The organism is Paraburkholderia elongata (assembly GCF_013177735.1).
GTDB classification, from domain to species: domain Bacteria; phylum Pseudomonadota; class Gammaproteobacteria; order Burkholderiales; family Burkholderiaceae; genus Paraburkholderia; species Paraburkholderia elongata.
In genome coordinates this window covers 32,477-52,756 of sequence record NZ_WOEZ01000213.1, presented here as the reverse complement: position 1 = coordinate 52,756, position 20,280 = coordinate 32,477, and the positions used below count along the sequence as shown (strand labels likewise).

18 protein-coding genes and 1 pseudogene are annotated in these 20,280 nt (G+C 63.0%); 7 read left to right on the top strand and 12 right to left on the bottom strand.

Features of this window, described 5'->3' with window-relative positions:
* From GNZ13_RS38625 to GNZ13_RS38615, 3 genes and pseudogenes are all read left to right on the top strand, one after another.
* A pseudogene (locus GNZ13_RS38625) lies at positions 1–364 on the top strand (pyridoxal kinase PdxY); the annotation flags it as partial.
* Between the two features lie 191 nt (positions 365–555).
* The gene (locus GNZ13_RS38620; protein ID WP_172174934.1) at positions 556–1,017 is read left to right on the top strand and encodes a hypothetical protein; all 462 of its coding nucleotides are present in this window, start codon (positions 556–558) and stop codon (positions 1,015–1,017) included.
* A 263-nt stretch (positions 1,018–1,280) separates the two neighbouring features.
* The gene (locus tag GNZ13_RS38615) at positions 1,281–2,432 is read left to right on the top strand and encodes a branched-chain amino acid ABC transporter substrate-binding protein (protein WP_172174931.1); all 1,152 of its coding nucleotides are present in this window, start codon (positions 1,281–1,283) and stop codon (positions 2,430–2,432) included.
* Positions 2,433–2,538: 106 nt separating this feature from the next.
* Here the strand turns inward: GNZ13_RS38615 and GNZ13_RS38610 are convergent, their stop codons facing one another.
* Together GNZ13_RS38610 and GNZ13_RS38605 are read right to left on the bottom strand one after the other, a co-directional pair.
* Positions 2,539–4,521: a DUF3857 domain-containing transglutaminase family protein gene (locus GNZ13_RS38610; RefSeq protein WP_172174928.1), complete on the bottom strand. Its 1,983-nt coding sequence runs from the start codon at positions 4,519–4,521 to the stop codon at positions 2,539–2,541.
* A gap of 17 nt (positions 4,522–4,538) precedes the next feature.
* Positions 4,539–5,438, bottom strand: a complete 900-nt coding sequence (locus GNZ13_RS38605) for a helix-turn-helix transcriptional regulator (protein WP_172174925.1) — start codon at positions 5,436–5,438, stop codon at positions 4,539–4,541.
* Positions 5,439–5,547: 109 nt separating this feature from the next.
* Here GNZ13_RS38605 and GNZ13_RS38600 point away from each other — a divergent pair, with 109 nt between their 5' ends.
* The gene (locus GNZ13_RS38600; protein ID WP_172174922.1) at positions 5,548–6,093 is read left to right on the top strand and encodes a hypothetical protein; all 546 of its coding nucleotides are present in this window, start codon (positions 5,548–5,550) and stop codon (positions 6,091–6,093) included.
* A gap of 70 nt (positions 6,094–6,163) precedes the next feature.
* Here GNZ13_RS38600 and GNZ13_RS38595 read toward each other — a convergent pair whose 3' ends face one another.
* The gene (locus GNZ13_RS38595; RefSeq protein ID WP_172174919.1) at positions 6,164–6,829 is read right to left on the bottom strand and encodes a hypothetical protein; all 666 of its coding nucleotides are present in this window, start codon (positions 6,827–6,829) and stop codon (positions 6,164–6,166) included.
* A 318-nt stretch (positions 6,830–7,147) separates the two neighbouring features.
* Between GNZ13_RS38595 and GNZ13_RS53635 the strand changes: the two genes are divergently transcribed.
* The gene (locus GNZ13_RS53635; protein ID WP_268959228.1) at positions 7,148–7,282 is read left to right on the top strand and encodes a hypothetical protein; all 135 of its coding nucleotides are present in this window, start codon (positions 7,148–7,150) and stop codon (positions 7,280–7,282) included.
* Between the two features lie 326 nt (positions 7,283–7,608).
* On the opposite strand, the gene hutG is transcribed toward GNZ13_RS53635, so the two are convergent.
* The 8 genes from hutG to GNZ13_RS38555 all read right to left on the bottom strand — a co-directional run bounded on the left by hutG (position 7,609) and on the right by GNZ13_RS38555 (position 17,213).
* On the bottom strand, positions 7,609–8,430 hold the full coding sequence (gene hutG, locus GNZ13_RS38590; protein WP_172174916.1) for an N-formylglutamate deformylase: 822 nt from the start codon (positions 8,428–8,430) through the stop codon (positions 7,609–7,611).
* Positions 8,431–8,516: 86 nt separating this feature from the next.
* The gene (locus GNZ13_RS38585; RefSeq protein WP_172174913.1) at positions 8,517–9,914 is read right to left on the bottom strand and encodes a formimidoylglutamate deiminase; all 1,398 of its coding nucleotides are present in this window, start codon (positions 9,912–9,914) and stop codon (positions 8,517–8,519) included.
* 10 nt (positions 9,915–9,924) lie between these two features.
* The gene (hutI, locus tag GNZ13_RS38580; RefSeq protein WP_172174910.1) at positions 9,925–11,148 is read right to left on the bottom strand and encodes an imidazolonepropionase; all 1,224 of its coding nucleotides are present in this window, start codon (positions 11,146–11,148) and stop codon (positions 9,925–9,927) included.
* Positions 11,149–11,288: 140 nt separating this feature from the next.
* The gene (locus GNZ13_RS38575; RefSeq protein ID WP_172174907.1) at positions 11,289–11,891 is read right to left on the bottom strand and encodes a HutD/Ves family protein; all 603 of its coding nucleotides are present in this window, start codon (positions 11,889–11,891) and stop codon (positions 11,289–11,291) included.
* Between the two features lie 20 nt (positions 11,892–11,911).
* Entirely contained in the window at positions 11,912–13,600 is a 1,689-nt protein-coding gene (gene hutU / locus GNZ13_RS38570; RefSeq protein ID WP_172174904.1) for a urocanate hydratase, read from the bottom strand.
* Positions 13,601–13,692: 92 nt separating this feature from the next.
* On the bottom strand, positions 13,693–14,388 hold the full coding sequence (gene hutC, locus GNZ13_RS38565; RefSeq protein ID WP_172174901.1) for a histidine utilization repressor: 696 nt from the start codon (positions 14,386–14,388) through the stop codon (positions 13,693–13,695).
* A 25-nt stretch (positions 14,389–14,413) separates the two neighbouring features.
* Positions 14,414–15,937 (bottom strand): histidine ammonia-lyase, encoded by a 1,524-nt coding sequence (hutH, locus tag GNZ13_RS38560; RefSeq protein ID WP_172174898.1) that lies wholly within the window; start codon positions 15,935–15,937, stop codon positions 14,414–14,416.
* A 379-nt stretch (positions 15,938–16,316) separates the two neighbouring features.
* The gene (locus tag GNZ13_RS38555) at positions 16,317–17,213 is read right to left on the bottom strand and encodes a LysR family transcriptional regulator (RefSeq protein WP_172174895.1); all 897 of its coding nucleotides are present in this window, start codon (positions 17,211–17,213) and stop codon (positions 16,317–16,319) included.
* A 107-nt stretch (positions 17,214–17,320) separates the two neighbouring features.
* On the opposite strand from GNZ13_RS38555, the gene GNZ13_RS38550 reads away from it, so the two are divergent.
* Together GNZ13_RS38550 and GNZ13_RS38545 are read left to right on the top strand one after the other, a co-directional pair.
* A complete protein-coding gene (locus tag GNZ13_RS38550; RefSeq protein WP_172174892.1) occupies positions 17,321–18,214 on the top strand; it encodes an NAD-dependent epimerase/dehydratase family protein in 894 nt (297 codons plus the stop codon).
* Between the two features lie 253 nt (positions 18,215–18,467).
* Positions 18,468–18,650 (top strand): hypothetical protein, encoded by a 183-nt coding sequence (locus GNZ13_RS38545; protein ID WP_172174889.1) that lies wholly within the window; start codon positions 18,468–18,470, stop codon positions 18,648–18,650.
* A 105-nt stretch (positions 18,651–18,755) separates the two neighbouring features.
* Here GNZ13_RS38545 and GNZ13_RS38540 read toward each other — a convergent pair whose 3' ends face one another.
* Positions 18,756–20,123, bottom strand: coding sequence for an APC family permease (locus tag GNZ13_RS38540; RefSeq protein ID WP_172174886.1), 1,368 nt, complete (start codon positions 20,121–20,123; stop codon positions 18,756–18,758).
* Positions 20,124–20,280 lie beyond the last annotated feature (157 nt).

The following is a 20,280-nucleotide window of genomic DNA, read 5'->3' as shown; positions in this document are numbered from 1 at the left end:
GGTCATCGCCCGCGGGCCGAAGCTCATGCTGGTCAAACATCTGCTCGATCGCAACAGCCCCGCCGACCGGTTCAACATGCTGGTCGTCACCGAGCGCGAGGCCTGGATGGGGCAGCGTCCGCTCTACCCGTTCGCGCGGCAGCCGGTGGGTGTCGGCGATCTGACGAGCGCGGTGTTTGTCGCGCGCACGCTGCTGGGCGATTCGATCCGCGCCGCCTTCGAGCACACGCTGGCCGCCGTGAATGCGGTGGTCAAAGCGACGTGGCAGGCTGGGCGCTACGAGCTGGAACTGGTGGCCGCGCAGAACGAAATCGCGCAACCGCGTGAATGGTTCGACGCCTGGGTGGCGGAGGAGACGGCGTAGGCGCCAGGCACCCTGGCGTGGCTCAACACGTAACCCTGCGCCCTGCATCAGTTGCTAGCCGAACCCACGCCCGGCACGCGATCCGCGATTGTCAGCCGGTCGTCCTATAATGCGTGCCGCGTGGGCCCGGGCCGCCACCCGTCCCCGCGGCATTTTTTTCAGGCATCCGGCATTCAGCAGACGAGGCATCGATGGACGGTTATATCCGCAGCGAGCGGGAAGAATTTTTTGAGCAGTTGTGCATGAGCGTCGACGCGGACGAAGCGCACGAGCAGGAAGCGATCGAGTTCTTCGAGAATCAGTTCGACCAAGCCGACTTCGATCCCGCACAGTGGCTCGACATCGCGCTTTACTATTCGCTGGCGGTGGCACGCGGCATCGTCGATATGGTGACGCCCGACGACAAGGCGCGCAGCAACATCGCCGCAGTCATCGCCGACAACCTCGACATTTCGTACGGCGAGGACGAGTGCCAGCAGTTCGCCGAGACCATCGAATTCGCGTTGAACAATGGCGTGCCGGTGGATCTCGACCTGGTGCTCGACGGCTGCCAGCGCGCGATCGACGATCTCGACACCTGGGCCGACGAAGAGACCAAGGCGCCCCTTCTGCGTCTGCGTGAAGAGTTGCTGCGCCAGCAAGGCGAGCATTGAAGTTGTTGGAATAGCTCGTCCTCCCTCCTTCTTAAGCATATGCCGCAATCCGCACCCGCGCGCGGCTGCGGACAAGCCGCCAGCCTAAGCGCTGTGCGGCCTGTGCCGAAATGCTCATTCAAAGCGCCGCGAACTGCCAAGACGGTTGCAAATTGGCTTTCTATATTCGCGCCAGATTGACCGGCATGTGGACGCCACTGGGCATCGATCCAGCGTGACCACCATGCCGCTTTCACATTTGAAACGGTCGATGGAGAGAGACCATGAGTCTTCGCAACACGCTGAAACCGCTTGCTCTGTTTGTTGGCGCTACCTTCGCGATCGCGCCGCTGACCAGTTTCGCCGACGACCTGCCGGTGAAGATCGGCTTCGCCGCGCCGCTGACGGGCGCCAACGCCGGCTACGGGAAGGATCTGGAGAACGGTGTCCGGCTTGCAATCGAAGAAGCCAATGCGCAGAAGATCAAGATCGGCGACAAGGTCGCGCAATTCCAGCTCGTCTCCGAGGACGACCAGGCCGACCCGCGCATCGGCGTGCAGGCCGCGCAGAAGCTGGTCGACGCCGGCGTATCGGGGGTTGTGGGCCACTTCAATTCGGGCACGACGATTCCTGCCTCGCAGGTGTACGAGCAGGGCGGCATTCCGGTGATCGACCCGGCCGCGACCAATCCGATCATTACAGGGCGAGGTTTCGCGAACACCTTTATGGTGATTTCCACCGATGCCCAGAACGCCGGCAATGCGGGAGTCTATGCCGTCGAGGTGACGAAGGCCAAACGCATTGCGATCATCGACGACCGAACCGCGTTCGGCCAGGGCGAGGCCGACGAGTTCGAGAAGGCGGTGAAGGCGCACAGTGGCAACATCGTGACGCGCGAATACACCGACAATCACGCGGTGGACTTCAGCACGCAGATCACCAAGATCAAGGCGAGCAATGCGGATCTGGTTTTCTTTGGCGGTCTGGATACACAGGCGGCGGGCTTCGCGAAGCGGATGAAGCAATTGGGGATGAACGCGCAGTTGGTGGGCGGCGGCGGCGTGATGGACCAGGACTTCATCAAGCTCGCCGGCGACTCGGCCGAAGGCGTGATGGCTTGGGAATACGGCCGACCATTGGCCCAGTTGCCGGGCGGCAAGGACTTTTCCGCGAAGTTCAAGAAGCGGTTCGGGGTGGATATCCTGTCGTACGCACCGTTTGGGTATGACGGGGCATGGGCCGCGATCAAGGCAATGCAGCAGGCCAAATCCACCTCGCCTGCGGTTTATCGACCTGTTCTCAAGGCGATTGATTTTGAAGGCGTCACCGGGAAGATTTCTTTCGACAGCACCGGGGCGCTGAAGAGCGGGGTTTCTACGCTCTACCAGGTGAAGGGCGGGAATTGGGTTCCTGTCATTACCAAGAGCGGCACTTAAGGTTCTTTTGCCTCTGGCACTGCCATAAGTGTCTACGCCTGCTGCGGTGGAAAGGCATCGCAGCAGGCGCACACACGCTGACGCCGAGCGCCGCAGAGGCCCCCCTCTACTTCATAGCCTTCACCACTACCTCGGCATCGAGATCCCGCTCGATCCGGACAAGATCATCCTTGACGCCGGCAAATTCATCGGCAGAGCACATCTGATGCCCAAACGCGGCTCGAAGGTGTCGCCTGACCTGCAAGACCCGCGCGACAGGATCGAACACGTAGCGAGAAGAAAACTCGAAGAAACGATCCTGCACTGTGGCATCCGGCGGCACCTCCGTCACGCGGGCGAACCTCGGCAGCGTCATTTCCAGCGTCTCGTCGAAAGTTCCTCCGATACACGCCCAAGGCTGCGTCCTCGAAGGCTCCGCCAGCCACGCCTGCACCTGCCCGGACATTCCGCCGGATAAGCTCGTCAGGGCCGGCACAGCGGTCGTTCCATCGGTCCAGACAAAATGCTCCACCCGCCCTTGCATCGACGTGGAAAAAGGTCCGTCTGTGGCGGCCACGTCGCCGATAAGCAAGTGCGCCGTGCCATGCAAGCCGGTCTGCAACAGACGATTCGCGGCGATCTGCTGCGTACGCTGCCGGCTTGCCCGTCGAAACATATTGCGTTCGAGCTCCGCGGAGTAGCCGGCATCTTCCACGCGATAAGCGTAGTTCGCCGCCCCGCCCTCATCGACGTCGATCTGGAGGCGCGCCGTGCGCTCGCGCAACTGGGTGGCCGGCGTGCGCGTCAGCACGCCGTCGCCGACCAGCAAAACGGGCCGGTCCATCACGCCTGGCGGCAAATAACCAAAACCCACGCCGCCTGCCGTGGTGTCGGCAAATAACGATAGATCAGGAATCCAGACGATTGCATGATTGATCGCGCTTCCTCCATACCCCGGCACGGAAGGCAAGCTGTAGTACGGCCCGAGATTGAGCAGCACGGCTTCGCTACGAATGCCGACCGCTGCCAAGAGCGCGCTGTACAACGCGACGTGATCCTTGCAGTCGCCATAGCGGTTGTGGAGGATGTCGATCGCCTTATGCGGGATCGCCGCCGTCTCGCCGAGAAACAGCGCGACGTAGCGAATATTCAAACGCATCCAGTCGTACAGTATCCGTGCTTTCGCGCGCGGGTCGCTGGCTTGGGCGGTCAGGCTCTGCGCGAGCTGGACGATCGCCGGGTCGTTCATCGTCGCGTCAGCAGCAGGGCCACGATAGCGCGCGGCGAAACTCGCGAAGTCCGGCACCGTCGACACCATTAGCCGGTCGCCCCAGTTCGCGTAGCCCACCGCACCCGCTTCGAGCGGCGCATACGGGCCGTGCTGGTAGTCGAATTCATAGTGGGTGCGGCCGTTTTCCGTGACCGGCGGCAGCGCGACATAGCCGCGCGCATCGGCATAGAGCGGCACGTCGGCGGGCAGGTCGAAAATCAGGCGCTGCATCTCGACGGGGTCGCGTGTCGGTTCGACCAGGTACGCGAACGTGCCGACTTGCAGCGGCTTCGTCCGAGTCTTGCGAAACGCCAGATGCACGCGCGAGCCGGGCTCGACGCCCGGAAAGATCACCGTGCGCAACACCCCGTCTTCGAAACTCGGCGCGCCCGCCGAGCGCGGTTCCTGCACGTCGCGGATCGCCTCGGGGCCGACCGGATGCGCGACGCCGTCCGGGTCGATCGTTTCCGCGACCAGCAATTGCACCTGCTCGATGTCCTTGTTGAACCACACGTAGCGTTGCGCGATATCGTCGACGCCGCTCGTCGTGTTGGCCCGCAGGACCGTGTCGTCATGCTCTTCGACGGAGCCGTCTTTCTGGATCACGAAGAGATGGACATCACGCTCCATCGTCGAGGGTGAAAGGTCGTCATTGGAGGTGCTGGAGGTGCTGGAGGTGCTGGAGGTGCTGGAGGTGCTGGAGGTGCTGGAGGTGCTGGAGGTGCTGGAGGTGCTGGAGGTGCTGGAGGTGCTGGAAGCGCCCGGACCTCTCGCGGCACTGCCCTCAGCCTGCGAGGCGGTTGCGCACGCAACCAGCACCAACGCGGCGGCTATCTTCATGAACACAGCGCACCGGGTCATGCGCGACGCGCCCTGCCCCGCGCTCGCCACGCACGCGGACTCGTCGCAAACTCCGCCCGAAACGCATGATTGAAATTCGAGAGATCGTTAAAGCCGCAATCGAGCGCGATATCGACGACCTTCGCGCTGTCGTCGTGAAGGCGCTGCGCCGCCGCTCGCAAACGCACCCGCAGCACATACTGATGCGGCGTCACGCCGGTCACGCGCTGGAACGTGCGCAGAAAGTAGAACTCACTCAGGCCCGCCGCGGCAGCGAGACTCGTCAACGTATGCGGTGCGCCAGGCGTGTCGTCGATCAGGCGCACCGTCTGCGCAACGCGCGACCAGGCCGCGGCGCTTGCGGGCGGTTCCACCCGCGTCAATGCGCCCGCCGCTTTGAGCGTCGAGACGGCCAGTTCGACCGCAAGTTCGTCCCACACCGCGCCGCCAGCATCCAGGGCGCCGGCGCAGGCCCGCGCGATCAGCGGCGACAACGCAGGTAGCGACGGAATACGCGCGCGCCTGAAGTTCAGATCGCCGCTCGCGATGCCCGCGTCCGCGGCAAGCCGCTCGAAGTACGCCGGCGCATAGCGGAAGGCGATGCAGCGATCGCCGGGCGCATGCCGATGGCCGCATTCGAAACAGTCACCCGTATTGCCGAGCAGCAGCGCGCCGGGGGTGAGCAACGCACGTCCCGGCGCTGCCCGGTAGCCGAACGAACCTGCGACCACCATCGCGATGCACACGCCCGCGTGTCGTTCCTCGAATGGCTGGTCGCGTGGGCCGAAGGTGCAGAGGATGTCCGCGACATCCCAGCTTGCGCCTTGGGCCAACGGGCGCGCGGTTGTGCTGCCGCGCGTGCCTTCCCGTGCGCGTTGCGCGAGCGCCTGCTGCAAAGTGACGGCAATTTTCCCCAAGATGCACCTCGGCTGAGTCCGTATCGTGGTTTTAGCACATCGGCGGCCGGCGCGGTTTTGCCCGTTCCGGCGATGGTGCTTTCACTGACCGCCCGAAGGAGCACACACGATGAACATGCTGGACGACACCGTCGAGCGCGGCTTTCACGCCGCATTGACCGCCCCGGCGCGCGCCGCCGACATCGATGCCGCGGACGATCTCTACGGCTGGCTGATCGGCAGTTGGGACATGGACGTGCTGCATTACCGCGTCGACCTCGGCAACGCGCGCCGCCGCGGCGAGATTCATTTCGGCTGGGTACTCGAGGGCCGCGCCGTGCAGGACGTGTGGATCATGCCGCCACGCAGCGAGCATCATGCGGGGCTCGCGGCCGCCGACACCATGTACGGCACCACGCTGCGGGTGTGGGACCCGGCGCTGCGGGCGTGGCGCGTGACTTACATTAATCCGCGGACCGGTCAGCGCGATGAACTGACAGGCCGGCGCGTCGGCAATGATCTCGTGCAGATCGGCACACATGCCGACGGCACGCCGATTCGATGGAATTTCACCGAAATCACGAGGGATTCATTCCGGTGGACCGGAGTTGCGCTGGCGCAGGATGGCGTGACGTGGACGCTCGAGGCCGAGTTTCACGCGCGGCGCAGGCGTTAGGTGGCGGCCTGGCGATCAGGGGTATCAGAGGTTTCAAGCCTGCGAACCACAGAAACCCCTGCTGCTGGCATCAATCCCCTTCCCCAATTTTCCCGAGCAAAGCCTGCAACTTCTCCACATGCCTGAGCAATAAATGCCGATGCTTTTCGATCTGCTCGATCCGGCCGGCCAGATCGGCCTGAATCGGGTGCTCGAGATCGGCGGCGGCGATCACGTCCTCCACTTTCGATCGCATCGATGCAAGGTCCACCGGCGCCTGACTCAAATGCCGCTCGAAGCGCCGCACATCCTGTATCGCCAGATCGCGAACTTTGCGGAAGTGGGCCTGACGCCGATGCGCTTCGGCATCGAGCGTCTCTTCTTCCACGCGTTTGGCCGGACCCGTCTGGCCGAAAATCGGCTCAGGCGGCCGCAGCACCGTCTTCTTGCGCACGGGATGCGCCGTGCCGCGAAAACGCCCAAGCGGCTGTTCGTTGTCGATCGCTTCGCGCGCATTGGCCGGTATGTCCTGCTCGGTATGCGACACGTTCATCCAGCCATTCGGCAAGCCCGTCACGGCCTCGATACCGCGCACGAACTCCTCGCTGAATTCGCGCTGGCCGGACAAAATCAATTTCAGGTAGCTGGCGGAAAAGGTCATCATGCGCGCCAGACGCGTCGCGGCGCCGACCTCGCGGGTCAGCAGCACCAGGTTCGCTCGCCAGACCGGGAGCAGCAATTCGTCGGAATCTTCCATCGCTGGGTCTTCCATCTTATGGCCCGATGTATGGATGACGCGATACGCACACGTCATCGTTCTGAAAGGGTAGCCGCTTCAGCGCCTGGCGCGCAATGCCCGCGCGCGCATCCCGCGACGCTCGACGTGTCGAAATGACACCCTACCGCACGCCGCCGTCCAGGGATAAAGCGCCACGAAGCTCAGCGTTTTGAGTTGACCCATGCATTTGGCCAGTGTTCCCGCGTTGCGTACGCGATGTGTGGCATCCTTTCGACCCGTTGCGGCACGCCACGTGCCGCAGCGTTAGCGCCACCACCATGATTTAAGGATTTTGTAATGAAGAAGATTGTTCTCGCCATCGCAGCAACCGTCGTCACCCTGAGCGCGATCGCCCCCGCCCAGGCTTATCAGCACCACCGCGAATGTCACAAGGTGCGCGTCCACCATCACTGGGAACGTCGCTGCCACTGAGCGTTATGCAGCGCCCCTTACGGCGCGCATCGGAGAGCCCCGCCATCCGCGGGGCTTTTTTGTGGCCGCTCCGCTTCGACGAGGCGCGGGTCGACGCCCCGGGTCAATCCCGCAGGTCAACCTTTTGACGAAACCTTCGACGCTCTATACGTTCGGCGCGAAAGCCGCAGCATGCAATCACGGACACATGCTGTTACACCTTTGCGGTGTGAGCCGACGCGGCCGCGGCCTCGCGGAATGCGAAGCGCGGCGAACCGCGTGGAGAAGATAAAATGCATACCGGGTGACGGCAGCGTCTTCAAACTGCCGGCGTTAAGCTGCCGCCGTCAAACTGCATTAATGCGCTCCAACGCCGTCGCCACCAGTTCTTCCAGCAAAGGCTCAACCTTCACAGCCAGTGTTTCGTCGTACGCATACGGCATCTGCTCCTCCATATACGTAATCTGCGACAACTCGAGCTGTACCGCGTGCACACCCTGCGACGGCTGCCCGTACTGCCGCGTGATATACCCGCCCTTGAACCGCCCATTGGCGACAGCGGAATAACCGCCATGCCGCTCAACCACCGCGGCCAATTCCTCGCCCAATCCGGCCACCGCGCTGGCGCCGTTCGACGTGCCGAAATTGAAATCCGGCAGACGTCCTTCGAAAAAACGCGGCACGTGCGAGCGAATCGAATGCGCTTCCCACAACAGCACCTTGCCGTGCTTCGCCTTCAGCGCGGCGAGCTCGCCCGCCAGCGCATCGTGATAGGGCTTCCAGTAAGCATCGCGCCGGCGTGCGACTTCGGCGTCGGTCGGCAGATGGCCTTCCCGGTACAAGGGTTCCTTGTCGAAGGTATCGACCGGCAGCAAACCGGTGGTGTCCTGTCCCGGATACAAATTCGCGCCGTCGGGCGGGCGGTTCAGGTCGATCACATAACGCGCGTACGTCGGCGACAGGATCGACGCGCCCATGCGCTTTGCAAACGCGTAGAGACGGTCGAGGTGCCAGTCGCAGTCGTCGGTGCGCTGCGCGGCCGGCGTCATCGTTGCGGCGATATCGGCGGGGATTTGCGTGCCCAGATGCGGGATCGAAATCAGCAACGGCAGGCTTCCCTGATGCAGCGATAAAACCGGCGGAGTATTGGCAGTAGACGAAGCAGTCATGTCAGTCCGGAATCGATAAAAGTCGAAGGCTCAGTTTACTCGGCAATTCACGCAAGCATTTTGCTTCGGCAAGTGGCTTGAACAAGTTACTTGAGCAAGTCGGCGAGCGCCCCGCGATAGCGCGCGTACGCGCCCTCCTCGTCGCGATGCCGGCGATTGTCGACGACCTTGTCACCGCCCGCGTAGACGTCGCGAATCGGCGACTCGCCATGCTCGCAGAATACAACGCCCGAGAGCCACGCGTTCGGCGCGTGCTCGGCGATGCTCGAATGATCCGGATCGAGCACCAGCCAGTCGGCACGGCGGCCGGCTTGCAATGCGCCGACCATGCGACCGGTGGCATGCGCGCCACCTTCGAGCGCAGCGTCGAACAAACGATCGGCCACGTGCGTAGCCTGCGACGATGCCAGCACATTGCGCTGCCGACGCGTGAGGCGCTGGCCGTATTCGAGCAAACGCAATTCCGCGCGCCAGTCGACGCCGATATGGCTGTCCGAGCCCACACCGATACGCCCTTGCGCGTCGAGATACTCGTGCGCCGGAAAAATGCCGTCGCCGAGATTGGCTTCGGTGGTCAAACACAAACCGGCGACCGCGCCGCTCTTCGCGAGTGCAAGCGTTTCGTTCGCATCGACATGCGTGGCGTGCACGAGGCACCAGCGGCTGTCGACGTCGAAGCGATCGAGCAGCCATTGCACCGGCCGCGCACCTTCGGTTTCAAGGCAGGCGTCGACTTCGGCGGTTTGCTCGGCGATATGGATGTGAACCGGCGCGCTTTTATCGATGCCGTTCAGCAAGGCGCGCAACGAATCGGCCGATACCGCGCGCAATGAATGCGGCGCGACGCCATAACGCAACGCAGCGCCCTCAGGACGTGCCGCGCGCAACGTGCCGAGCAGGTCGAGCAGACTCTCCGGCGTATTGATGAAGCGCTGCTGATCTTCACGCGGGGGGCGCGTGCCGAAACCGCTGTACTGATACAGCACGGGCAGCATCGTCATACCGATGCCGCTGGTTGATGCCGCATCCACTACCCGCTGCGCCAGTTCCGCCGGGTTCGCATAGCGGCTGCCGTCCGGCGTGTGGTGCACGTAATGGAATTCGCAGACCGACGTGTAGCCCGCTTTCAACATTTCGATGTACAACCACTGCGCGACAGCAGCGAGCCCTTCCGGCGTGATCCGCGCGGCGAAGCGGTACATCAGATCGCGCCAGCTCCAGAAGTTATCGGTAGCCCCTGTGCCAGATGCGGCACGGTATTCGGTCAGACCGGCCATCGCGCGTTGAAACGCATGCGAGTGAAGATTCGGCATGCCTGGCAACACGGGGCCGGCGGCTTTTTTCACACCGTCCGGAACAGCCGGCGTATCGGGCGTAACCGATGTCAGCGTGCCGTTTGTGTCCCATTCCAGCAGCACATTACGGCGCCAACCGTCAGGTAGATAGGCGTGATCGGCAAATAGTGATCGTTTTGATTGCATCATCTCTCAGGCCCTAGCTCAAATCACGCCGCGTATAAACAGTCTCGCCCGCACGCACGACTTGCGCGCACAACGGACGCCCAATCCAGTAAGCCAGCTCGGCCAGCGAATCCACCGACCACACCGCGAAATCCGCCGCGCGCCCTGCTTCCAGCGAGCCATGTTGGTCCGCGCGTCCGAGCGCACGTGCCGCATGCGAGGTCACGCCTTGCAGCACTTCCGGCACCGTCATGCGGAACAACGTGGTCGCCATGTTCATCATCAGCAGCAGCGACGTGGTGGGTGACGTGCCGGGATTGCTGTCGGTGGAAATCGCGATCGGCACCTGATAGCGCCGCAGCAAATCCAAAGGCGGCAATTGCGTCTCGCGGATGAAGTAGTACGCGCCGGGCAGCAGCACGGCGACGGTGCCGGACTCTTTCATCGCGGCAACACCGGCTTCGTCGAGGAATTCAAGGTGATCGGCGGACAGCGCATGGTGACGCGCGGCCAATGCCGTGCCGCCGCCGTTCGACAACTGCTCGGCGTGCATTTTCACCGGCAATTTATAGCGCTCCGCGGCCTGGAACACGCGTTCGCTTTGTTCCAGCGAAAAACCGATACGCTCGCAAAATACGTCGACAGCGTCGACCAGACCTTCGTCGGCGAGCGCGGGCAACATCGTGTTGCAGACTTCGTCGATATACGCATCGGCTCTTCCCGCGAACTCAGGCGGCAATGCGTGTGCACCGAGAAACGTCGTATAGACCGTCACCGGATAGCGCTCGCCCAACTGGCGCGCGACGCGCAGCATCTTGCGCTCGCTGGCGAGATCGAGGCCGTAGCCGGATTTGATTTCGACCGCCGTCACACCTTCGGCGAGCAGCGGTTCGAGGCGTGCGGCCGATTGGCGGAACAGCGAGTCTTCGTCGGCGGCACGCGTGGCGCGCACCGTCGAGACGATGCCGCCGCCCTGCCGCGCGATTTCTTCATAGCTGACGCCGGCGAGGCGCTGCGCGAATTCATCCGCGCGCTGGCCGCCGTACACCAGATGAGTATGGCAATCGACGAGACCCGGCGTCACCCACGCGCCGTGCAGGTCTTCACGCGGCCATGCGGCGTAGTCGGCGGGTAAGTCGGAAGCTGCGCCGAGCCATGCGATCTTGCCGTTTTCAACGGCAATCTCGGCATCGGGCAGCGTGTGTTGGGGATCGCCCTGGGGGCAGAGTTTCAGGTGATGCCAGACGGTTTGCTTCATCGCGTGCTCTGCAGCTCGTTGCGTGTCTGTGGTAGTTCGCGGCGCGCTTTGCCTGGCCTTTGCCTGGCCTTTGCCTGGCGCTTACCAGGTGTTCGGCAGGATTCAAGCGCGCACACGAATCGTCGTCATCGTTGCGGTCATCACGTATAGCGGATGCTAATCGCGAGCAATGCGCCCGCGCCCTCGACCGTGCATGACAGCGCACTCGGCGTGTCGATGCGCAGTGTGTCGTCGGCCTCAAGCACTTGCGGTTGGGTTTCGCCACCGAGCGTGACCGAAACCGAACCGCTTGCGCAGAACAACAGCACCACGTCGGCGGACAAAGTGCGTTGCGCAGCGCCGCGCCACACGTCTGTTTCGCCCACCGCCGCGCCACGGCGAACCATCAGGTTGAAGTCGCGCGTGGCGCCATCGACGAGACGCGCGTCGATTTGCGCTTCGCCCGCAAACCGCGCGATATCGAGCGGCTGGGTCAACGCATGCGTCTTCGCGGCGTGAGCGCCGGTGGCATCGGTTTCATCGAGCAACATGCCCGCGCCCGACAACAACACCAACGTGCGGTCAATACCCGCAAAACGCGAGAACGGCCCGGCCTGCGCCACGTCGGCGATGCTCACGCGCCACGTGAATGCGTCGAGCCCCGTGCCTGCGGGAAACGCCCCCACTTCCCGCGTGACGCCGCCGCCGTTCTTCCACGGCGCCGCCACGAGGTCGGCGCCGCGGATGAGCGTCGTGGTTGCCATGCTACCGACAACCGCCACGATCAACGGCCCAGCATCGGCAGATTCAGGCCTGCCTCGCGCGCCGTTTCCTGTGCAAGTTCATAGCCCGCATCCGCGTGACGCATCACACCGGTCGCCGGATCGTTGAACAGCACACGGCCGAGGCGCTCCTTCGCAGCATCCGTGCCGTCAGCGACGATCACAACACCCGAGTGCTGGCTGAAGCCCATGCCGACGCCGCCGCCATGATGCAGCGAGACCCACGAAGCGCCGCCCGCCGTGTTGAGCAGTGCGTTGAGCAACGGCCAGTCGCTGACTGCGTCCGAGCCGTCTTTCATCGATTCGGTTTCGCGATTCGGGCTGGCCACCGAACCGGTATCGAGGTGATCGCGGCCGATCACGATCGGCGCCTTCAGCTCGCCATTCCGGACCATTTCGTTGAACGCCTGGCCCAGACGGTAACGATCCTTCACGCCGACCCAGCAGATCCGCGCCGGCAGACCTTGGAACGCAATACGTTCGCGCGCCATGTCGAGCCAGTTGTGCAGATGCGGATCGTCAGGGATCAGTTCCTTGACCTTCGCATCGGTCTTGTAGATGTCTTCGGGATCGCCCGACAGCGCGACCCAGCGGAACGGGCCCTTGCCTTCGCAGAACAACGGACGGATATACGCCGGCACGAAGCCCGGGAAATCGAACGCGTTTTCCACGCCCATTTCCAACGCCATCTGACGGATGTTGTTGCCGTAGTCGAGCGTGGCCGCGCCGCGTTCCTGCAGCGTCAGCATCGCCTGCACCTGCTTGGCCATCGACTGCTTGGCGGGCAGCACGATGCTGTCCGGCACCGTCTTCTGACGCTCGCGCCAGTCTTCGACATTCCAGCCTTGCGGCAGGTAGCCGTGAATCGGATCGTGCGCGCTAGTCTGGTCGGTCACGCAATCCGGCGTGATGCCACGCGTCACGCATTCGGCGAACACATCCGCTGCATTGCCCAGCAACCCGATCGACACCGGCTTGCCTGCCTTCTTCGCTTCTTCGAGCATGGCAAGCGCTTCGTCGAGCGTCGCTGCTTTCTTGTCGACGTAACGCGTCTTCAGACGGAAGTCGATACGCGTCTCGTCGCATTCCACTGCGATCATCGAGAAGCCGGCCATCGTCGCGGCCAGCGGTTGCGCGCCGCCCATGCCGCCCAAGCCGCCCGTCAGAATCCAGCGGCCCGAAGGATCGCCGTTGAAATGCTGATTCGCCACCGAGAAGAACGTCTCGTAGGTGCCCTGCACGATGCCCTGGCTGCCGATGTAGATCCAGCTGCCCGCGGTCATCTGGCCGTACATCATCAGGCCCTTGCGATCGAGTTCGTGGAAGTGTTCCCACGTCGCCCAATGCGGCACCAGGTTCGAATTCGCCAGCAGCACGCGCGGTGCGTCCGCGTGAGTGCGGAACACGCCGACCGGCTTACCCGATTGAATCAACAGCGTCTCGTCTTCGTTCAGGTCCTTCAGCGACGCGAGGATCTGATCGTAGCAATCCCAGTTACGCGCGGCACGGCCAATGCCGCCGTACACGACCAGTGCGTGCGGATGCTCGGCGACTTCCGGGTCCAGATTGTTCTGGATCATCCGGTACGCGGCTTCCGCGATCCAGGTCTTGCAGGTCTTTTCCGCGCCGCGCGGTGCGCGGATCGTGCGAGTCGGGTCCAGACGCGGGTCGATGTGTTTCGGGTTGTTCATGGTGGCCCTCGGAATACGTGAAAATGTTCGGGAGAATTCGGGAAAATAAGTCGAAAAATGAGCTTAGACGCGGGTCGAAAAATACAGCGAAATCAGAAATGTCCGGTGAAGCGATAGCGGCTGCCGGGATGCCAGAGATTGGCAATCGAAGCGACCTGGCTTTGCGACCACGTGCGCCGATGCAGCACGAGGCACGGTTCGAGTTCATCCATCGTCAGCAGTTCGCGTGTAGCCGCATCCGCAGCCAGCGCTTCGATGCGGTACTCGACGCGCTGCAGCGGCGCAACGCGCACCAGATACTGATTCGGCGTGGTGTTCGTAAAGTCCTGCAACGCATACTCAGGCGCGACCGCCGGATTGACCCAGCGTTCTTCGAGTTGCACCGGCTCGTCGTTTTCGAAATGCAGCACGCGTGAATGAAACACCGGACTGCCCGCGCTCACCTGCATTTCTTCGGCGAGCGCTTCGTCGGCGATGCTCGCACCGATGTGCAGCACGTTCGCTTGGTAGCGATGACCGCGCGCGACGATTTCGTCGGAGATACTGCGGATCGCCACCAGCGTCGATTCGTACTTGGGCCGGGCCACGAATGTGCCCGAGCCCTGCACACGCGTGAGGACCTGCTCCGAGGTCAACTCGCGCAACGCGCGGTTGACCGTCATGCGCGCGACGTTGAATTCGCGCGCGAGCTCGTTTTCGGAGGGCACCTGGTCGCCTTCGGCCCATTCGCCCGCATGGATGCGGCCGAGGATGAAGTCCTTGATGCCCTGATAGGCCGGTGCGTTCATTGGCTTGTTCTGCCTGATTGACTGCTTACTGTTCGGACGCGAACGAGAACGGGCTCAGCTTCGCGATCGTGCCGTTTTGCACGAGACGCGTGACCGCCGCGATATCCGGTGCGAAATAGTGATCGAGCTCGTAATGCGCGACGTCCTTGCGCACTGTGTCCATCACTTTCTTCAGGCTCGGGCTGGTCTTGTGCGGCGCGCGCAGATCGACGCCTTGCGCGGCGGCGAGCAACTCAATCGACAGTATGTTCGCGACGTTTTCGGCGATGTCGCCGAGCTTGCGCGCGGCGAACGTCGCCATCGAAACGTGGTCTTCCTGGTTCGCGGACGTCGGCAGCGAATCGACCGAAGCCGGATGCGCAAGCGTCTTGTTCTCGGAGGCGAGGGCCGCAGCGGTCACGTGAGCGATCATGAAGCCCGAGTTCACGCCACCGTCGCGCACGAGGAACGGCGGCAGGCCCGACAGCGTCGCGTCGATCAGCAACGCGATGCGGCGTTCAGCCAAGGCACCGATTTCAGCGACGGCTAGCGCGAGATTATCGGCAGCGAATGCAACCGGCTCAGCGTGGAAATTACCACCCGACAGCACTTCGCCCGTGTCCGGGAAAATCAGCGGATTGTCGGAGACGGCGTTCGCTTCGATCAGCAGCACGTCAGCTGAGTGACGCATCTGGTCCAGACACGCGCCCATCACTTGCGGCTGGCAGCGCAGGCTGTACGGGTCCTGCACCTTGTCGCAATCGGCGTGCGAAACGTTGATGCCCGAGCCTTGCAGCAGCGAACGGTAAGCCGTTGCCGCCTCGCTCTGGCCTTGATGGCCGCGCAGTTCATGAATGCGCGCGTCGAACGGCTTGACCGAACCCGCTGCTGCGTCCACCGACAACGCGCCCGCCACCAGTGCGGTGCGGTACAGGTCTTCGATTGCGAACATGTTGTAGAGCGCGAGCGCGGTCGAGGCTTGCGTGCCGTTCAGCAGCGCCAGACCTTCCTTCGCTTGCAGCGTGAGCGGCTTCAGGCCGGCCAGCGCGAGGCCCTCGGTAGCCGGCATGCGCTCGCCCTTGGCGAACACTTCGCCGACGCCGATCAAGGTTGCCGACATATGCGCGAGCGGCGCGAGGTCGCCCGATGCGCCGACCGAACCCTTGACCGGAATCACCGGCAGCACGTCGGCGTTGTACAGCGTGATCAGCGCTTCCATTACTTCGCGGCGGATGCCCGAGTGGCCGCGGCCGAGGCTCGACAGCTTCAGCGCGATCAGCAGGCGCACGACCGGACGCGACATCGGCTCACCCACGCCGACGGCGTGCGACAGCACCAGATTGCGTTGCAGCAGTTCGAGCTGGTCACGCGGGATGTGGGTGCTGGCGAGGCGCCCGAAACCCGTGTTGATGCCATACGCCGGCTCGCCTTTTGCGGCGATATCGGCGACGGCTTTGGCGCAGGCGTCGATGGCGGCGTGGCTGGCGGGATCGAGTTGCAGCGCGACGTGTTCGCGTGCGATCTGGCGCAGTTGCGGGAGGGTCAGGTAGCCGGGCTTCAGAATGATCATGGTGTTGTCCTGTCTTGTCTATACAATTCGAGAGAAGTTTAGCGCCGCCGTCTTGTATATACAACTTGTTTTTGCAGCTTCGGGCCTAGGGGTTTCCATTAGGGCCGGACGCTTGCGTGGTATGCATATCGGTTGTAGCGGGGTTTCGGGTGCTCGCGGCCGCTGCACCGCGCTTGTTCATCGCGACAAACAAGTTGTATATACACATTCAAAATAGACGGCAGCAAGCGGACAAAAAGGTCCAACGCGCCGGCCGGCGCAGCAGGGCCGGCCGATGCACCTCTTACAGAGTTATAGGAGAGCGCAGTGACGGCGCAAAAAAGCCCGCGCACTCGTACGAGCCGCGGGCCTTTTAAGCGGATTACTGGCGAAGGATTCGCTAAAGCGTCACCCGCGCCGCGATGAAATCCAGGAAACACTGCACGCGCCCCGCCAGCGAGGCGCTCTGGTAATACACCGCGCTCACCGGCTGCCGCTCATCCGCCAGCACGTTGCCGAGAATTGGCACCAGCCGCGCTTCGCGCACGTCGGCCGCGGTCATGAAGTCGGCAAGACAGGCGATGCCCCATCCCGACAGGACCAACTGGCGCAGCGTCTCGCCGCTCGATGCGGTAATCGCCGGCTCGATCTTCAGCGGCTCTGGCTTGCCCTTCCCGCCCCTCCTCAATGGCCAGCGATTCAGATGCTCTGGCGCCGTGAAGCCGATCAGGCGATGCTCGCGCAACGCTTCCACCGACTTCGGCTCGCCGTATTCGGCCAGATACGCCGGACTGGCGAGCACCCTCAGCTTGCTGCTGCCCAAGGCGCGCGCATGCAAGGTCGAATCCTGCAACGCGCCGATGCGGATCGCGATATCCACCTTCTGTTCGAGCAGATCGACGATCCGCTCGTTGCTGGTCAATTCCAGACGAATCTCCGGATACAGCGCCGAAAACGCCTTCATATGGGGCGCCACGCAATGAAGCATGAACGGCGACGCCGCTTCGACCCGCAAACGTCCCGAGGGCCGCTCGCGCCCGCGCGCGACGGATTCCTCGGCCTCTTCCATGGCCGCGAGAATCGCCCGCGCTCGCCGCAGAAACGCGTCGCCCTCTTCGGTCAGTTGCAGACGGCGCGTCGTGCGCCGCACTAGGGCGGTGTCGAGCTTCTTTTCCAGGCGCGTGAGCGCGCGGCTGACGCCGGAGACCGTCTGCCCCAATTTCTCCGCCGCCGCGGTGATCGAGCCGCTGTCGATCACCGTGACGAACACCAGCAACTCGTCGGTGGAAGTTTTCATTGTTGATTTCAAATCAAGATTGATTTGAGACTAACACGCTTTTTGCGAGAATCAAGACGGCGGATACTGCGCGCATTGCATCGTGTTTCCACCTTGGGGAGAACGTCTTGAAGATTTTCATTACTGGCGCAAGCGGCTTTATCGGCGGTTCGATCGCGGCGCACCTCGTGCGCGCCGGCCATCAGGTACGGGGTTTGATCCGCAAGCCCGAGCACAGCGCTGAATTGCAACGCCTCGGTATCGAACCCGTCATCGGCACGCTCGACGACCGCGAACTGCTGATCGCCGAAGCAAAAGCCGCCGACGCGGTCATCAACGCCGCGAGCAGCGACCATGAGGGCGCGGTGAAAGCGCTGATCGACGGCCTGGCCGGTTCCGGCAAGCCGTTTCTGCATACGAGCGGCTCGAGCATCGTCGGCGATGCATCGGGTGGCGAGGCGGGCGAGGCACGCATCTATCACGAGGACGCCCTGCCCGAGCCGACCGCGGATAAAGCGGCACGCGTCGCCATCGATCAACTCGTGCTCGATGCGGCACAGCAGAACATTCGCTCCGCGGTGCTATGCAACACGCTCATCTATGGTCACGGCGCCGTGCCGGGCAGCGCAAGCGTGCAGTTGCCGCGGCTCGTGCGTCAGGCGCAAAAGAGCGGCGTAGTGCGGCATGTGGGCAGCGGCGGCAATATCTGGTCGAACGTGCATATCGACGACGTCGCCGAACTCTATCGCCTCGCGCTGGAGAAGACGCCGGCGGGCACCTTCTACTTCGTCGAAAGCGGCGAGGCGTCGTTTCGTGACATGAGCGCGGCGATCGCCCGCGTGATGAAACTGGGCGAGCAAGACTGGCCGCTTGAAGAAGCGCAAAAGGTATGGGGCTACGAAATGGCTTCGTACGGGCTCGGTTCGAACAGCCGCGTGCGCGGTGAGCGCGCTCGCAAACTGCTCGGCTGGCAGCCCAAGCGCAGTTCGGTGATCGACTGGATCGAGCACGACATGATGTGATGTCCCCCGAGGGGGCTTCCTTCGGGGCGTCCTCCAGGGCGCCCCCCAAGAGGACTTCTTCCGGACGCCCCAGAGGGCGTCCTCCAGGGCGCCCCCCAAGAGGACTTCTTCCGGACGCCCCAGAGGGCGTCCTCCAGGGCGTAATCCGTGTAAGCACAGCCGTTGCGAATCCGTAAGCTCGAATGGCTAGAATCCGGCTCACCTAATAGCGCGACTCGACGATACGAGTCGCACGTGAGCCCGGATTTAATCGATGAACTTGGCGCTGAATTTCTACTGGCTGACCAACCTGCTGGCGATTATTTTCGTCGTGGCGTGCCTGTACGATTCACGCTACGACGAATACGGTACGTTGACGCTGGCAGCGGCCGCGATGAGTCTTGTCGTGATGGCGATCGAGCTGTTCCTCAAGCCCGCTTTCGACATGGCGCTATGAGTCCGACGCTGCGCAATGCAGCGCCATCCGTTTCAACTCGCGATGCGCCCCACCGCTGACAGACACACTGACAGACATCCACGAACACAAGCGCGAGCGACTGCATCAGATCGCGACTTCGGGCGGCGCCTGGCGGAAACAGCGCGTGAGCCAGCCGAGATAGCACAACCCCAGCACGAACCACACCGCACCAAGCACCAGTGCGGTTTTCTCGAGGCTCACCAGCAGCCAGATATCCGCAATCGCACCGGCCAGCGGAAACAGCAGGCCGCCGATCACGCCCATTGCATTCGCACTGCCTTTTGCGCTGAAAAACTGGCGGATCACACACAGATTGACCGCAGTGAATGCGAGAAACGCGCCGAAGTTGATGAACGAGGTCGACGTCGCCACGTCGAGCTTCAACGCGACCAGACCGATTGCGCCCGCGATTGCGATGTTCAGCGCCGGCGTCTTGAACTTCGGATGCACGAAACCGAAGATGCGCTTGGGCAATACTTCATCGCGTCCCATCGCATACAGCAAACGGCCCACACTTGCCTGCGCCGAGATGCCCGAAGCGAATTGCGCGAGAATCAGGCCGGCCAGAAACACCGTCACGAAGATATCGCCGCCCACTTTGCGCGCGACTTCGAAGGCGGCCGAATCCGGGTCCTTGAACACCGCACCCGGGTGCGCGAGCTGCACCGTGTACGCGGCGATCACGAAGATCGCGCCGCCGATCAACGCGATCAACACGATCGCGCGCGGCATGGTCTTTTCAGGGGCAATCGTTTCTTCGGTCAAGGTCGACACCGCGTCGAAGCCGAGATACGAATAGGCGGCAATCGCGGCGCCCGCCATCGTCGCCGAGAACGGCACATGCGGCTTGAAGAACGGCTCAGCCGAAATCAGACCGCCGGGGCCGGCCGCAGCGGTCACATAGTGGCAGCACAGCACCACGAACAAGGCGACGATCGCGAGTTGCACGACCATCAGCACGATGTTGAAACGATTCGCGAGTTCGATGCCGAGAATGTTCAGCGCACTCGTCAACACGATGAACGCGACAATCCAGATCCAGCTCGGAATGTTTGGAAACGCAGCGCTGAGATACGCGGCGCCGATCAGCCAGATCACCATCGGCAGGAAAAAGTAATCGAGCAAGGTGGCCCAGCCGATCATGAAGCCCAGATGCGGATTGAAGGTTTTGCGCGTGTACGTATAAGCTGAACCCGCCACCGGGAAAAGCCGCGCGAGCTTGCCGTAACTGAGCGCCGTGAACACGATCGCGATCAGGGCGATCAGATACGCGAGCGCGGCGGTATCGTTGCTGGCGCTCGCCAGCACACCGTAGGTCCCGTAGACGATCAGCGGCGCCATATAGGCGAGGCCGAACAGCAGGACTGAAGGCAGTCCGAGCGTACGCTTCAGATGCGCGTCTTGGGGTGCGGCAGGTGCGCCGGCGCGCTCAGTGGGTGATGTTGGGGTCATGCTGTGTCTCCTCTCTTGCGAATGGGCGAGCGTCGCCGGGGGGCGGCGTTGAACGCGCCCCGGTCGAGCTTTGTCAATCAGATTTGCTGGAAGCGCGTATGCCGCGCCGATGGTTCTTTGCCTGACGTGGTGCTTATTTGCGCTTATTGGCGCTTGA